At 46.4% G+C, this 14,383-nt stretch carries 13 protein-coding genes; 11 read left to right on the top strand and 2 right to left on the bottom strand.

Translation table 11 applies throughout. From position 1 onward, the window contains the following. Positions 1 to 20: 20 nt before the first annotated feature. The 5 genes from MKY54_RS06440 (at position 21) to MKY54_RS06460 (ending at position 6,386) form a co-directional block, all read left to right on the top strand. Positions 21 to 1,832 (top strand): sensor histidine kinase, encoded by a 1,812-nt coding sequence (locus tag MKY54_RS06440; RefSeq protein ID WP_076308584.1) that lies wholly within the window; start codon positions 21 to 23, stop codon positions 1,830 to 1,832. Then, positions 1,825 to 3,024: a response regulator gene (locus MKY54_RS06445; RefSeq protein ID WP_076308583.1), complete on the top strand. Its 1,200-nt coding sequence runs from the start codon at positions 1,825 to 1,827 to the stop codon at positions 3,022 to 3,024. The genes MKY54_RS06440 and MKY54_RS06445 overlap by 8 nt, the downstream gene beginning before the upstream one ends. Positions 3,025 to 3,213: 189 nt before the next feature. Continuing rightward, positions 3,214 to 4,545: an extracellular solute-binding protein gene (locus tag MKY54_RS06450; RefSeq protein WP_076128153.1), complete on the top strand. Its 1,332-nt coding sequence runs from the start codon at positions 3,214 to 3,216 to the stop codon at positions 4,543 to 4,545. Positions 4,546 to 4,652: 107 nt separating this feature from the next. Further along, entirely contained in the window at positions 4,653 to 5,528 is an 876-nt protein-coding gene (locus tag MKY54_RS06455) for a sugar ABC transporter permease (protein ID WP_038569153.1), read from the top strand. A gap of 30 nt (positions 5,529 to 5,558) precedes the next feature. Beyond that, the gene (locus MKY54_RS06460; RefSeq protein WP_036681776.1) at positions 5,559 to 6,386 is read left to right on the top strand and encodes a carbohydrate ABC transporter permease; all 828 of its coding nucleotides are present in this window, start codon (positions 5,559 to 5,561) and stop codon (positions 6,384 to 6,386) included. A 90-nt stretch (positions 6,387 to 6,476) separates the two neighbouring features. Here MKY54_RS06460 and MKY54_RS06465 read toward each other — a convergent pair whose 3' ends face one another. Then, positions 6,477 to 7,478 carry a lipoate--protein ligase gene (locus MKY54_RS06465; protein WP_076128152.1) on the bottom strand — a complete coding sequence of 334 codons (1,002 nt, stop codon included), beginning with the start codon at positions 7,476 to 7,478 and terminating at the stop codon, positions 6,477 to 6,479. A 227-nt stretch (positions 7,479 to 7,705) separates the two neighbouring features. On the opposite strand from MKY54_RS06465, the gene cobD reads away from it, so the two are divergent. From cobD to MKY54_RS06485, 4 genes are all read left to right on the top strand, one after another. Continuing rightward, positions 7,706 to 8,794 (top strand): threonine-phosphate decarboxylase CobD, encoded by a 1,089-nt coding sequence (gene cobD, locus MKY54_RS06470; protein WP_076280083.1) that lies wholly within the window; start codon positions 7,706 to 7,708, stop codon positions 8,792 to 8,794. A gap of 129 nt (positions 8,795 to 8,923) precedes the next feature. Beyond that, positions 8,924 to 9,661 (top strand): adenosylcobinamide amidohydrolase, encoded by a 738-nt coding sequence (locus MKY54_RS06475; RefSeq protein ID WP_076128148.1) that lies wholly within the window; start codon positions 8,924 to 8,926, stop codon positions 9,659 to 9,661. Positions 9,662 to 9,710: 49 nt separating this feature from the next. Beyond that, positions 9,711 to 10,670: an adenosylcobinamide-phosphate synthase CbiB gene (gene cbiB / locus MKY54_RS06480; protein WP_076308582.1), complete on the top strand. Its 960-nt coding sequence runs from the start codon at positions 9,711 to 9,713 to the stop codon at positions 10,668 to 10,670. A gap of 8 nt (positions 10,671 to 10,678) precedes the next feature. Continuing rightward, positions 10,679 to 11,359 (top strand): histidine phosphatase family protein, encoded by a 681-nt coding sequence (locus MKY54_RS06485; protein WP_076128145.1) that lies wholly within the window; start codon positions 10,679 to 10,681, stop codon positions 11,357 to 11,359. A gap of 105 nt (positions 11,360 to 11,464) precedes the next feature. On the opposite strand, the gene catA is transcribed toward MKY54_RS06485, so the two are convergent. Beyond that, complete coding sequence (catA, locus tag MKY54_RS06490; protein ID WP_076128143.1) at positions 11,465 to 12,124, bottom strand: type A chloramphenicol O-acetyltransferase; 660 nt, start codon at positions 12,122 to 12,124, stop codon at positions 11,465 to 11,467. 142 nt (positions 12,125 to 12,266) lie between these two features. Here catA and MKY54_RS06495 point away from each other — a divergent pair, with 142 nt between their 5' ends. Further along, the gene (locus MKY54_RS06495) at positions 12,267 to 12,815 is read left to right on the top strand and encodes an ATP-binding protein (RefSeq protein ID WP_076128141.1); all 549 of its coding nucleotides are present in this window, start codon (positions 12,267 to 12,269) and stop codon (positions 12,813 to 12,815) included. Between the two features lie 112 nt (positions 12,816 to 12,927). Further along, positions 12,928 to 14,379 carry a PLP-dependent aminotransferase family protein gene (locus MKY54_RS06500; RefSeq protein WP_076128140.1) on the top strand — a complete coding sequence of 484 codons (1,452 nt, stop codon included), beginning with the start codon at positions 12,928 to 12,930 and terminating at the stop codon, positions 14,377 to 14,379. The last annotated feature ends 4 nt before the right edge of the window (positions 14,380 to 14,383 follow it).

The raw sequence follows: 14,383 nt of genomic DNA on the forward strand, positions 1-14,383 counted from the left end.
ACACACAGGAGGCGGCTGTTATGCGGGGGGATTCCTTAGTGAAGTGGTTTGGAAGATTGCAGATTCGTAATAAAATTATCCTTATTTTTATACCGTTGATCATTTTTCCATTGCTTGCTTTAGGCTTGCTCTCAGGACAGATGTTCAGCCGTTCGATGATCGAAAAGGCTAAGTACAATTTTAAAGATGAATCCAAGCTCATCATGCAGCAAATAGATACGATTGTAAAAAATACGGAGAGTAGTGCTAACATTATAACTACCGACATCCATCGGATGTATGCTGAACGTCCGTTGTTATCCTCGACAGTGGAGCAGACGCGGTTTCGCAATTTAATGCAGAGCCAGCTTTCTATCGATCTGATTATTTTTCCGGATGTCGATTCTGCTGTGTTTGTGGATACGGAAGGCCAGATTTATTCCTCTTACGCCTACGGTAATCCTAACGAACAGAAGGTATTCACCAGCGATATGCTGGAGAAAGCTAAAGAAAAAGGCAGCTACGGGGTTAACCGTTGGCTTCCCATGGAACAGAGAGATTATCTGGTTAGTGATCCGGCAGTTCCGGTGCTCACACTAAGTAAAGTCGTGTACAATCTTAAAACGGGCAACCTAATAGGTACATTATTTGTGAACGTAAAAGAAGATGCTCTCTCTGCTTTTTTGGAAACCGCTAGAGAAACCTCTTCGGACAAGAAATATTTTGTAGTAGACGGAACGCAAAGGACCGTGTCTACACCTGATAAATCAAAGCTCCTACTGAAGCCTGAGGACAGACTGAACGATAGTCTTAGGAAGACGGGAAGCTCTGTCTCGGAAATTATCGGCAGGGGGAGCGGGCGAGAGCTGGTCACTGTGACGTATTATGATAAGCTGAATTGGAAGCTTGTGAATACCATTTCGCTGCAAAAGTTAACCGCTGATATTCACCGTAATATAACGTTAACTATATTCGTGGGAATTGGATGCCTGTTACTGTCTCTGCTGCTTGCAGGAAAGCTGTCACAGATTATCGTAAATCCGCTTCTTCAGGTGACGAAGGCGATGCGTAAAGTAAGGGAAGGCGATCTGAATGTCACCTCACCAGTGACTACAGAGGATGAGACGGGGTTGATCTCCACCGTATTCAATTCCATGGTTGGTCGTATCCAGGAGCTGATGCGGACGATTACGAACGAACAAGTCCGGAAACGTGAATATGAACTAGCTCTGATTCATGCCCAGATTAAACCACATTTTCTGTACAACACACTGGATACGATTTATGTACTCAACGATTTGGAGCTTAATGAAGCAGCTCGGGATACGACCAAGGCACTGGCAGACTTCTATCGGGTTGTTCTTAGCAAAGGAAACGAGGTTATTCCACTGTCCGAGGAAGTATCAAATGCAGCTGATTATTTGGCTATTATGCAGGTTCGCAACCCCGACGTATTACGTTACGAGATTAATATCCCGAAATCTCTCGAAGGAGTTAAGGTACCCAAATTGTCCCTACAGCCACTCATAGAGAATGCAATCTACCATGGATTAAAAACAAAGGGTAGTCAGGGGCTTATCTCAATAGAGGCTTATACACACGGAAGAGAAGTTATCATTACCGTGGAGGATAACGGTGTTGGCATGTCCGAGGAGCAGGTGTCCCGGATTGTAGAATACCGCTCACGAGAAGGAAAACCGGCATCCATTGGCATTTACAGCGTTCATGAACGGATTAAGCTGTATTTTGGAGAACCATATGGCCTATCGGTGGAAAGTAGACTGGGAAAGGGTACTGTTATGAAAATGACGATTCCCGGAACGGAAGTGCAGGGGGGCAGCATAGATGTATAAAGTGATGGTTGTAGATGACGAGCCGCTGTTTCGTTATTATATGCGGACCAAGCTGGATTGGAGTAAATATGATTTCAGTGTCTGTGGTGAAGCGTCAAATGGCAGAGAAGCGCTGGAAGAAGCGGAACGGACGAAACCTGATTTGGCTTTAGTGGACATTAGCATGCCCTATATGGACGGTATGGAGCTGGTTACCCGGTTACAGGCCAATGCTCCTGATATGCTGATTGTTTTTGTAACAGGGCACAATGAATTTGATTATGCGCAAAAAGCGATTCGCTTAGGTGTACAAGATTATTTATTGAAACCGTTTAACCAGCAAGAGTTTAACGAGATGATGATCAAGGTGAAGCAACGCCTTCAGTCACATAAAATAGATGCACGCAAAGCTGGTAAGCCGGAAATAATTGCAGAAGGGATGGCTTCTAGTAAGCTCTTTCCACTCCAAATGGACGAGCTGAATTCCTCTGAAGGGATAGAGGAGTTCTCCTTTCCATCCAAAGAAATCACTCATCTTGGAATTCAGGATGCCATGCTGATGGCGTTAAAGATGGGGGATGGCGATGCAGCGGCGAAGGACATAAGCAAATTAATTGAGATTCTACGACGCCAGAAAGGGGGAGGCAGCTATTCCTTTACTCTTTTAATGAGTATAGTATCCCTTTGCCTTGCCTATGCTGGAGAAAGAGGGATCAATCCGGAAAGTCTCTGGAAACCAGCAGGTTCATCAGAGCAGCGGCTACGGGAGATGGATAACTGGGATGAGACCGAAAGCTGGATAAAAGGCTTGTACAGTAAAGTCATTGATCAAGGTCGTGAGCACCGCCCCTCTAAGTCGTACAATTTATTCATTGCCGCCAAAGAGTACATCCGGGAGCATTATTCCGATTGTGAGCTGACGGTTGACCAGGTGGCGAATGGCGTATATGTAGATACCAGCTATTTACGGAAGGTTTTTCGAAAAGAAGGTGGAATCTCTGTACTTGATTTCATTACCTATACTCGTATGAAGCAGGCCAAGGAACTGCTTGCTGGAGGAAATGTGAGACTGTCTGAAATCGCCGGTAAAGTGGGCTATAATGATCCGAATTATTTCAGTAAATGCTTTAAAAAACACTATGGCATGCCGCCGTCTGAATTTGAGCAGCTGGCTGCCCGTTCCCGCCATATTGGCGTTAATAATGAAATTTAATAAACAAATTTGGTGGCGGCTCTCTGGTGAGGCCGCTTTCATTTTGTCCTGTTTATTACCGATTGTGCCCGATATGGCTCTTTTTGGGTCTTCAAGGCTCAAATATAATAGAAACAGGACGATGAAAACGCTAACAAATAGCGGATTCAACTAGCTCCACTAAATAGAGCATCAGAAAGGGGATTCATTATGAGCAACAAGTTATTCAGAACACTGGGGGTTGCAACCGTTTTATCCTTAGCTTTCTCACTTACAGCCTGTGGTGGTAACAATGCCGGAAACGGTGGTTCAACCTCTGAAGATTCCAATACGACCGCTGGGAACACCGATAAGAAAATTCAAATAAAAATTTATGCACAGCATTTTGACGAAGATACTTCAAAGCCATTTGATTATGCCGTTGAGGAATTGAAAAAGGAAATGCCGGAGGTGGAGATTGTACTGGATGAAGCTGTTCAAGATGGCTACCAGAAGCTGAAAACATATGCCGCGACTGGGAACATGCCGGATATTTATGAAACAGACTGGCCTACACTGCAAACCTTTGCCAAATCTAAAAATGTCGAGCTGCTTGATGAATACCAAGCCACCAAAGATTTCAAGGCGAATCTAAACACAGGGAATGAGTCCCGTCTGATTGCCCCAGACGGTCATGTATACGCATTCCCATATACGGGAATTGAATTCCAAATGTTGTTTTACAACAAGGATATCTTTAAAGAGGTAGGCATCGAGATGCCGATCAAGACGATCGATCAGCTGGCTGAAGCGGCTAAGAAGCTTTCTACAGCAGGGTATACACCGCTCTCAATTTTCGCGAAGGAGAAATGGATCACTACTTCTTTTTATAGCGGACTTGTGACTCGTGAGGAGACGAAAGGGTTTGGCCCACTCGAAACGAAGGGAACGACAACATTGCCTTCGCCTTATGTAACAGCAGCAGAACAAATGAAGAAGCTGGAAGAAGCAGGCTTGTTCGACGTCAATGCTACGAATACCAATTATGATCAAGCTTCATCTTTGTTCTACCAAGGAAAAGCTGGCATGTTCGTCAACGGTCAGTGGGAAATCTACAGCAGTGCTGAGAAGCTTGGGGATAAAGTGGATTGGATGTACTGGCCAGCTAAGGACGAAGCGACTTATGAGAACAACAAAATGTACATTAACGGTGCCGGAGGCCCTGGTGGTTTTGCCGTTTCTCCTAGCAGCAAGAATGTTGAGACTGCAGTGAAAGTAGCTAGTTTTATCGCACAAAAATATAGCGAATACAAATATACACAGCTGGGTAGCCCGATCGTAGCGACTAAAGTGGATAAAGAAATGACCGGTGAAGTGCCTGCCATGATGAAAAGAATCGCTGAAGAAGTGCTGCCAAACGTGAAGGGTTACGCCAATGCGGTAAGCAGTGTTCAAATTAAAAATGCACTGGACGACAATACACAAAATATGTTGATCGAAGGATTCTCGGCTAAGCAGTTCACGGATAACATGAACCGAGTGCTGAACAAAGAAAATAAATAATTAGAGAAATAAAATAAATAAAAATTGGTCCATGCCCTGCAGCTCACCCGGATCGAGCCCTTATATCGGGTGAGCAGCTTGGTAAGGAAGGAGTGGAATCTTACCGCATGCATAAATACTTAGGTAATAAGAAAGCCATAATGCTGTTTCTGCTTCCCGCTCTGTTGATTTATAGCGTAGTGATTATCTATCCGGTGCTTCAATCCTTTTATCGTAGCTTTTTCGAGTGGGACGGGCTCAGTACGGCTACTTTTAACGGATTGTCCAACTATGTAGAGATGTTTGATGATCCATTGCTTTTGACATCCCTTCGTAACGGCCTTATTTTTGCACTGGTGCTCGCTGTATTTCAGATCGGATTGGGAACCATTCTTGCGCTTGCCTGTGCCGATCCGCGAATCAAAGGGCGTAAGTTGTTGAAAACAGCTTATTTTATCCCCGTAGTTCTGTCGGTTACGGTTGTTTGTCAGCTATGGATTGCCATCTACGATCCGAATAACGGATTGATCAATAGGCTTTTTGAAATTTTGCATATTCCTTATCAACAAAACTGGCTCACTTCTCCAACCACATCCATAATTGCGATTGCCTTTGTTAATGCCTGGCAGTTCATGGGTTACCAGTTCAGTCTTTTATATGCGGGGGTTAAATCTGTCCCTGAGCAGTACATGGAAGCTGCCACGATTGACGGTTGCTCCAAGTGGATGGCGCATCGTAAGGTGACGATTCCAATGATGAAGGAGACGTTCAAATTCTGTCTGATCATTGCCATTACTTCAGGAATCGGTGCTTTTGTACAAATGTTGATTATGACTAACGGCGGACCGGGAACGAGCAACTATACGCTTACCTTTATGATTTATCGTTATGCTTTCTTGGAAAGCAACTACGGCTATGCCTGTGCGGTATCGGTTGTGCTTGTCCTTCTGTCGCTTCTGGCCACCATTATTATCAACAAGACATTTGACCGAAATGAAGCATAAGGCAGTACGCCAGAAAGGAAAAGGAACGTTATGAAAAAAGTGAGAGCATTGCTCATACAGCTTCCCTTATGGATTTATTTTATCATTTCCATCTATCCGCTATTATGGATGATTTCTTATTCTCTGAAAAATAATGACGAGATTTTTGTCACCAACCCTTTCGGATTTCCGACTAATTTCCGGATTGAAAACTATGTGGCCGCTTGGTCACAGTTCAATATACCGCGATATTTTACGAATAGCTTGGTAGTCTCTACGATTTCAACGCTACTTATTATCATATTATCGCTGATGTTCTCATTCGCAATTTCCCGGCTGCGGTGGAGATTCCGTGAAGGGGTCAGATTGTATATGACGATCGGAATGTTCATGCCGCTGCAGGTAATTATGATTCCACTTGCTATACTCGTGCGGGACTTACATCTGACTAATACCTACGGTGGGCTGATTGTTCCTTATGTCGCCATTGGATTGCCGTTCTCTTGTCTGGTATTCTACGGCTTTATGAAGGGTATTCCTGGGGAGCTGGAGGAATCCGCTTGTATGGACGGCGCGAATGTATACCGGATGTTTCTGCAGATTATTGTGCCGGTTGTAACGCCAGCTGTCGCAACAGTAGCCATTTTTCAATTTCTGAACAACTGGAATGAATTTTTGCTGGCTTATATTCTGATCTCTGATGAGGGGATGAAAACACTGCCGCTGGGTCTATTGTTCTTCCAAGGCCAATACAGCACAGACTGGGGTGGCATGGGGGCGGTTATGACGATGGCGAGTCTGCCAATGGTTATTGTCTATTTGTTCTTTAGTGAGCAGGTAGAACGGGCTATGACAGTTGGATCTGCTGTAAAAGGATAAAGCGAAGAGTATTAATTCATGCAAAAGAGGACTTCTGGCGAATGCGCAGGAGTCCTCTTTTTGATTCAAATCATGACCAGTGAATTCATCCTATTCCTCTAGGAAGACCAATCCGATAAAATCCTCCGGCTCAATACGACCGAAATAATGCTTCAAATCGAGATCAGCTAATGCTTCTCTAACCTCAGCCTCGTCATAACGTTTGCCACGAAGTGCATTTTCAACATCTACTACGTCACCGACTCCGAAGAAGTCACCATAGATTTTGATGTCTTTAATGAGGGAATCTTCAATATCCATCCGAATATCAATAATTCCGGCAGGGAATTTGCGCGTGTGTTTAACGTTGCTTTTTGGTGACAGACCGTAGTTCCAGTCCCAGTTCTGGTAGTGCTCCTTGGAGATCTCGTTAATTTTGTCCCAGTCGGCTTGTTGCAGCTTGTACTGAGGAACCTCAGAAGGATCCATACCAAAGATCGAACGCAGCAGGCCGGCGCGGAACTCCTCGATCGTCATATCTGTACCCAGTAGCTCTTTGATATTAGCTACACGACTGCGTACGGATTTGGTGCTCTTTGATTTAAACTTCTCTGGATTCACTTTTAGAGAGGCTTGTACATCATCTAAATTAAGATTGAACATCAAGGTACCATGGCTGAACATACGTCCGCGTGTGGAGAACTGAGCGTTACCGGAAATCTTTTGCTCACCAACTTGCAGGTCATTCCGTCCGCTTAGCTCGGCGTTAACACCCATGCTTTGCAGGTAATCGATGACCGGTTGGGTAAATTTCAAAAAGTTATGAAAGGATTGGCCGTCATCCTTGGTAATAAAGCTGAAGTTCAAATTTCCAAGATCGTGATAAACAGCTCCACCGCCGGATAGACGACGTACGACCTGAATATTATTATCTTTTACATACTCTTGGTTAATTTCTTCGATAGTATTCTGATGTTTCCCTATGATGATGGATGGGCTGTTGATATAAAAAAGCAGGTAACTCTCGTCCATCGGCAAGTGCTTCAGCGCATATTCCTCAATCGCCAAATTGATGGATGCGTCAGTAATCCCTGTGTTATCAATAAAAAGCATAGTGAATTCCTCCGTCGCAGCAAAATTGATTACAACCTTCATTTTAAACCAAAAGCGGTTTTTTAACAAAAGAGATCACATTGTTGAGATTCATGTCGGTTTGAGGGAAGCGGGGGATTTAGCTGATTCCTTCTGCGAAAGCATTGACGATCTTCCGGCAAAGAGGCAATAATGGTGGCAATGACATACATATCGTGCTAGAGAAAGTAGATAGAGGGAGTGTAATTATGCTTGAAAAATATGGGCATGGCGGTGATTTGTTGACGGCAGCGGAGCTCTATGGAGAAGCTGGGGGCACATTTCTCGACTATAGTGCCAACATCAATCCGCTCGGTCCCCCACCGCAAGTTTTGGAGCTGCTCAGAACAGCACTGTCAACGGTGGTGGCATATCCGGACCCTGGACACCGACGCTTTAAACGCCTACTGGCGGAAAATCTTGGCGTAGATAATAGCTGGTTAACTGTGGGCAACGGAGCAGCGGAATCTATGGCTTTGCTGCTGCTGGCGATAGCTCCACAAAAGGTTGGCATCGTGGAGCCTTGTTTCTCTGAGTATCGGCAGCTTTCCGTACAATTTGGCGCTGAAGTATTATCGGTTCAGGGGACAAGGGAACAGCATTTTCGCGCTGGAGTGGAGGAAATTGCCGGGCTGCTGGAACAGGTGGAACTGTTATTTCTCGGACAGCCGAATAATCCCAATGGCGTTCAGTATGCTGTGGAGGAACTGCGCTTGTTAGCTCAGAAGGCTGAAAGCTGCGGGACTTATTTGGCTGTGGATGAAGCTTTTATTGACTTTATCCCGGAGTCAGAGCGAAATACACTCCTGCCGGAGCTGGAGCGGTTTCCGCATACGGTTCTGGTGCGGTCGATGACGAAGTTTTATGCGATTCCCGGCTTGCGTCTCGGGTTTGCGATTTCACATCCGAAGCTGGCGAAGGCGATGAGCGGAAAGCAGGTCACCTGGAGTGTGAACGGCTTGGCGCTACTCGCAGGGGAAGCCTGCCTTACAAGTGGACGTGACTATGAACAGCGTACGCGTGAGCTTATTGCAGCAGAACGCGAAAAACTGCGGCAGGGTCTTATGCAGCTGGGCTGCGATGTCCCACCGGGAGAAGCCAACTTTCTGCTCTGTGGCTTGCCATCACCGTGGAGCGCGGCTGAGTTTCAGACTAGGCTTGGCCGCGTAGGTATACTAGTGCGCAGCTGCGCTATGTATGCAGGGTTAGGTGCTGAGCATATTCGAGTTGCCGTTAAGGGACATGAGGATAATGCCCGCCTTTTGCTGCAGATGGCGGAGATTCTAGCGACTAAGTGACAGGTGCATGTAGTCTTTAATGACTCTATGTGCGGAGCGAGCTGACAGCGCTATTGGTGTGGCATCCTTTCGAGGATGGTTGTAAGTATTCAATGAAAGAAATGAGCGGTGAAAGGAGCGGGATCGGCTATGGTGGAAGTGAAGATTCCATTTAATCTTACAGGGGGAATCAGGGAGTATCGTCCGGCCGTCTGGCCAGGGCTTGCTCTGCAATGGAAGGATAAGCATCTTCTGCTGGAGCTGCCAGCAGAAGCCGATGGTTTATCGAGCGCGTTCTACGGCGGAGGAATGAACCGGCTGCAGCGGGCCGTCAATTTATATGTTGATCGCAATTACGAATGTAGTGATCCTGTCCAGGATATGGAGAATAAGCTGCGCGATTGGGGTTATCCTTTATCCGGCTGTGCTGGTCTGATGACGGCTGTGCCGCTAGAGCATGCAGCGGTAGCTGAAGAGGACACGGGTTCAGCGGGGATTTTTGTTTGCGTTACAGCCGCCGCAGGAAATGCTGCGCGCGCAGGTGTGGAACGCAATGTGCTGGCTGTGTATCGGCCGGGTACGATTAACATCATGCTCTGCATTGATGGCCGCCTGACACCGGCGGCCATGGTCAATGCTGTGCAGACAGCTGTCGAAGCCAAAGCTGCCGCGCTGGCAGATCTCGGGATTACCGATCCCGAGAATGGCCTGATCGCAACCGGCACGACTACGGATGCTATTGTACTCGCTGTGAGCCAAAGCGGGCGATACAGCGCCGAGCATGTATATGCCGGAACAGCAACCGATCTTGGAGGCGCTATCGGCCGGCTTGTATATAGCGCTGTGACGGGCAGCCTGCTGTCGGTGCAGGCAAGGAAGGACGGCTAATGAGAATGGATAGCTGGAAAAGTAGAAGCTTGTTCAGAGGTGATTGCTTGTGACAATCGCTTTGGTGTTGCTTGCAGCTTATGTGATTGACCGGATCGTAGGTGATCCGCGTAACCTGCCTCATCCCGTAATTGGTATGGGCAAAGCAATCACGGCTCTGGAGCGGGCGATCCGTCGTTTATGGTCCCGCCCGCAAAGCCTGCGCAGAGCAGGGGTGTTACTTCCGCTATGTGTGGCGGGCGGTGCTTGGGCACTGACAGCCATCCTGCTATGGCTGCTGTCATCTATCTCACCGTGGCTCGTCTGGATAGCCGAGGTTTGGTTGATTTCAACCACGATTGCCTCCAAGGGACTAAAGGATGCAGGAATGGCGGTGTACGTGGAATTGCAGAAGGGCGATATCCCTGCTGCCCGCAAGGCGTTGGGGATGATCGTGGGACGTGATACGACTTTGCTAGACGCCCCGGAAATTGTCCGTGGAACGGTGGAGACCGTAGCAGAAAACATCGTCGATGCGATTATTTCTCCACTTTTCTACGCGCTGATTGGCGGTGCACCGCTTGCTATGGCTTATCGGGCGGTCAATACACTCGATTCAATGGTCGGTTATAAGAACGATAAATACCGTGATCTCGGCTGGGCCTCTGCCCGGCTCGATGATGTGGCTAACTTCATCCCGGCACGGATTACGGCATTGCTTTTGGCTCTATGTGCAGGGATGCTTCGTCTGAATTGGCGCAGATGCCTGCAAATGGTGAAGCGGGATGCACATCTACATCCAAGCCCTAACAGCGGTTATCCAGAATCAGCTGTGGCTGGCGCACTCGGCATCCGACTCGGAGGCGAAAATGTGTATCATGGCGTCGCTTCTTTTCGGGCTTATATGGGTGATCCGGTACGTACGATGGAACCGGATGATATCATCCAGACCTCGCGGATGATGATGCTCTGCTCTTCAATATTTGTAGGTCTATGCGCGGTTGTGGCATGGATATGGATTGGAGGCTGAGCGTCGGTATGGCAATTCCCTCTATAGAGCTTGAGCTAGTGCTTATCCGACACGGGCAGACGAAATGGAATGTTGAGCATCGTTACCTGGGACATACGGATCTTCCATTGCTTCCTGAAGCAAGTGAGCGGCTATCCCAACCTCAGCAGCAGATCTGCCTGCAGACTGAGTTATCAGGTGGTTTTTGGCGTGTGTTCTGTTCCGATTTGCTAAGGTGTCGGGAGACCTTGGCTTTCGTAGCACCTTCACTAGAGCAGGACGCTGTTTATGATCAGCGGCTTCGTGAAATGAACTTCGGAGCTTGGGAAGGCTGCACTTATGAGCAACTGAAAGATAACTCTCTATATAGACGTTGGATTGATGATCCTTCAAAGGTTACACCGCCAGAAGGAGAATCGTGGACAGCATTCGATGCTCGGTTGCGTAGTTTCCTGTTGGACCTAGGTCAAGCTGCTGTGGCTGCATTTGGATGCTGTGCTATCAAGGAGAAAAAAAGTGAGGTTACATCGAATAGAGTATTGGTAGTGACGCATGGGGGTGTTATCAGGAATTTACTTGCACAGTTAGTTCCTGGTCTCACATTCTACAGTGCAGTGGCTCCTTCTCCAGGGAATGTAATGGTACTAAAAATACTCTGGCAGCATGGACAATGGTCAGCTGATAAAGCTCATATTTTGGAAAAAGGATGATTACATGAAAAAAGGTTTCCACGTCATTAGGAAAACCTAATAGGTGGAACCCTTTATGTTTGAACTATCGTTTGCTGTCAGCAGAATAACATGGTTAATTAGATATTAGGTAATAGGTAACCATTCCTTATAGGTATCTGCACGTGATTGTAATTCATTATACAGCATGCTGGCATGGTAACCGTCGCACACGGCATGGTGGAATTGCCCCGAGATGGGTAATAGTATTTTTTTGTCTTGCTGAAAATATTTCCCTATCGTAAAGATGGGAAGTAGGTAGGTTCCTTCGTTATACACGTTCAGGTTAAAGCTTGTGAAGCTGACCCACGGAATGCTGGAAATAGGGAAGGTGTTCGGCGGTTCGTTTGCTTTAGCGATAAATTGTTTCACGCTTCCGTACATTTTCATATCATCGAGATAACGGTTATAGAAATCATTAAACTGTTCACCGTACGAAGTCCAGATGCTTGAGAAAGTCTTATCATCATCATGGAAAATTGTAAAACTAGGGGACAAGCTATCCCAATAACCTAATCCACCTTCAGAATCAAAACATGTGCGGAATTCACTATGACGGTTCACCACCGTAGTTATCATGTGGATTAGTGCTGGGTACAGCTTAATCCCCTTTAGCTTGAGCTCTGACAGTAGAAGGGTGATATCAATATTTACGGTCATGCTGTAGGTGCATCTGACATTGTTTAAATAATGTTCAAAATAGGGTTTTCTACTCCAGTTATCAATGACAATCGGGTTAAAAATCATTTATTATGACCTCCTAAAATTATTTCGTTTTTCATTTTAGGAGGTCTGCTGGACTGATTTCACCATATCCTTATCACAATCCCTTGAGAAAGTATTTTGTAACGATGAGTATACCATCAATTGGAAGGGAGATGCATTTATAATGCTGAGCGAAAAGTTGGTTATTGAAAAATTGCTTCAGCAAAAGCGTACGAGTGTTGCTTCCAGCGTAGTGATGATGTGCGGTGTAGCGGGGTCGGGTAAAACAACCTTTGCTAAAAAGCTGGAGAAAGAGGGATTCGCCAGACTTTCGATAGATGAAGATATTTGGGCCACGCACGGCCGTTTCGGGGTGGATTATCCAGAGGACAATTATGAGTCCTATAAGGAAGAGTCGGAGATAAAGCTGCGGGGGGAGCTGGTGAATCTGCTTCAGGCAAAACATCATGTTGTCATCGATTTCAGCTTCTGGCAACGTCAGAGACGGAATGATTACAAGCAGCTCATTGAGAGTTATGGTGGCGTGTGGGAACTGATTCACTTAAAGGTTCAGCCGGATGAATTGCGTCAGAGACTGCTTATCCGGAGTGAACGTTTTGACGCCAATGCCGCATTTCCGATTACTGAGGACATCTTAACCCGGTTTTTAAATGGTTTTGAGATCCCTGCTGGAGAAGGGGAGCTTGTGATTGAGCATAGATCTGTAACTTGATTTTTTGGGCATTTGTCCTCTTATAGAACCACAGCCGGATTAAAATCCCATGGCTGTGGTTCTTTTTTTAAGCGAGTGATTGTGCCATGATAGTCATGGGGGCGATTGAGAGATGTTTAAGGATTTTAAGCTCATAGCCGGGCGGCCGGTGTATATACAAATTAAAGACTATATGAAGCACTTAATCATAAAAGGCGGTCTGCAAGGCAATCAAAAGCTGCCCTCCACACGAGAGCTCAGCATATTGCTTAAGGTTAGCCGCAACTCCGTAATCTCTGCTTATGCAGGGCTTGAGGATGATGGCTTTGCTTATGCCGTGCAAGGGCAAGGAAGTTATGTTGCTGCTACGCCGCCCGGCAGTGAAACGATCTCTTCCTGGACGATGGACTGGAAGTCACGTCTCAATGATCACGCGGTGCTGGCAGAGGAACTGGATATCATGAAGCGCGGGATTCGAGCGGAGAAGGGGACGATCTCCTTCACCAGCATAGCGCCTGATGAGAGTCTTTTTGATCTGGATAATGTGAAGCGGTCCTTTATGGATCGGATGTCGGTGGAAGGCAACGTTCTGCTAAATTACGGCTATGCCAAAGGGTATAAGCCTTTAATAGACTATTTGAAGCAGTATATGGAGCACAAGGGCGTTGAAATGAAAGGCAAGGATATATTGATCACCAATGGCTTTACTGAAGGGTTCGATATTGTATTGTCTGCTCTGAGTAAAAAAAATGGTTCGGTCATTTGTGAGAATCCGACGCATCATACAGCGATCAAAAATTTGAAGCTGAACGGTTTTGAGATCACCGGGATTTCGATGGAGCGTGATGGGATTGATTTGGCGGAGCTGGAGAAAGCATTGCAACAGCAAGCTTTTGACTGTGCATACTTCGTCCCTTCTTATCATAATCCGACCGGAATTGTAATGTCTCCAGAGAAAAGACAGCGGCTAATGAAGCTGATGAATCGCTACCAAGTCCCGGTGATTGAGGATGGTTTTAACGAGGAATTACGATATTCGGGCTCACATGTGGCTCCACTTATCGCAGCAGCAGGCAGCGGCAACAGCGTGATTTATCTCGGCAGCTTCTCCAAGGTATTATTTCCGGGACTACGTGTAGGTTGGGTGCTGGCGGATCAGGAGTTGATCAATTCCCTCGAAAGCGTCAAGCGCGCCCGTACCATTCATACCTCGACGCTGGATCAATCCATTTTGTATCAGTATTTATTGGGTGGTCATTTAGAGAAGTATTTGAAAAAAGCCAGAGCGGAATACAAACGAAAGTATGAATTAACCCTGCAATGCTGCAAGGATTGTATTCCTTATACGGCGCTGTCAGGGGACGGTGGCCTGCATCTTTTTGTAACCTTCGCGGAGGGCTTTAATACAAGGACGCTGTTGGCGGCCTGTCATGAGCAAGGGGTTATTTTTACAGCAGGAGATATATTCTTCACAGACGGTAAGGGTCAAAATACGATACGGATCGGTTTCTCCAGAGTGACGGATGAGGATATCCGCAAGGGGATCGAGATTATTGGCAGAACAGCTCGACAACTAATGGGATAAAGAG

This window comes from Paenibacillus sp. FSL P2-0121 (genome assembly GCF_037975345.1).
Classification (GTDB): Bacteria; Bacillota; Bacilli; order Paenibacillales; family Paenibacillaceae; genus Paenibacillus_AQ; species Paenibacillus_AQ odorifer.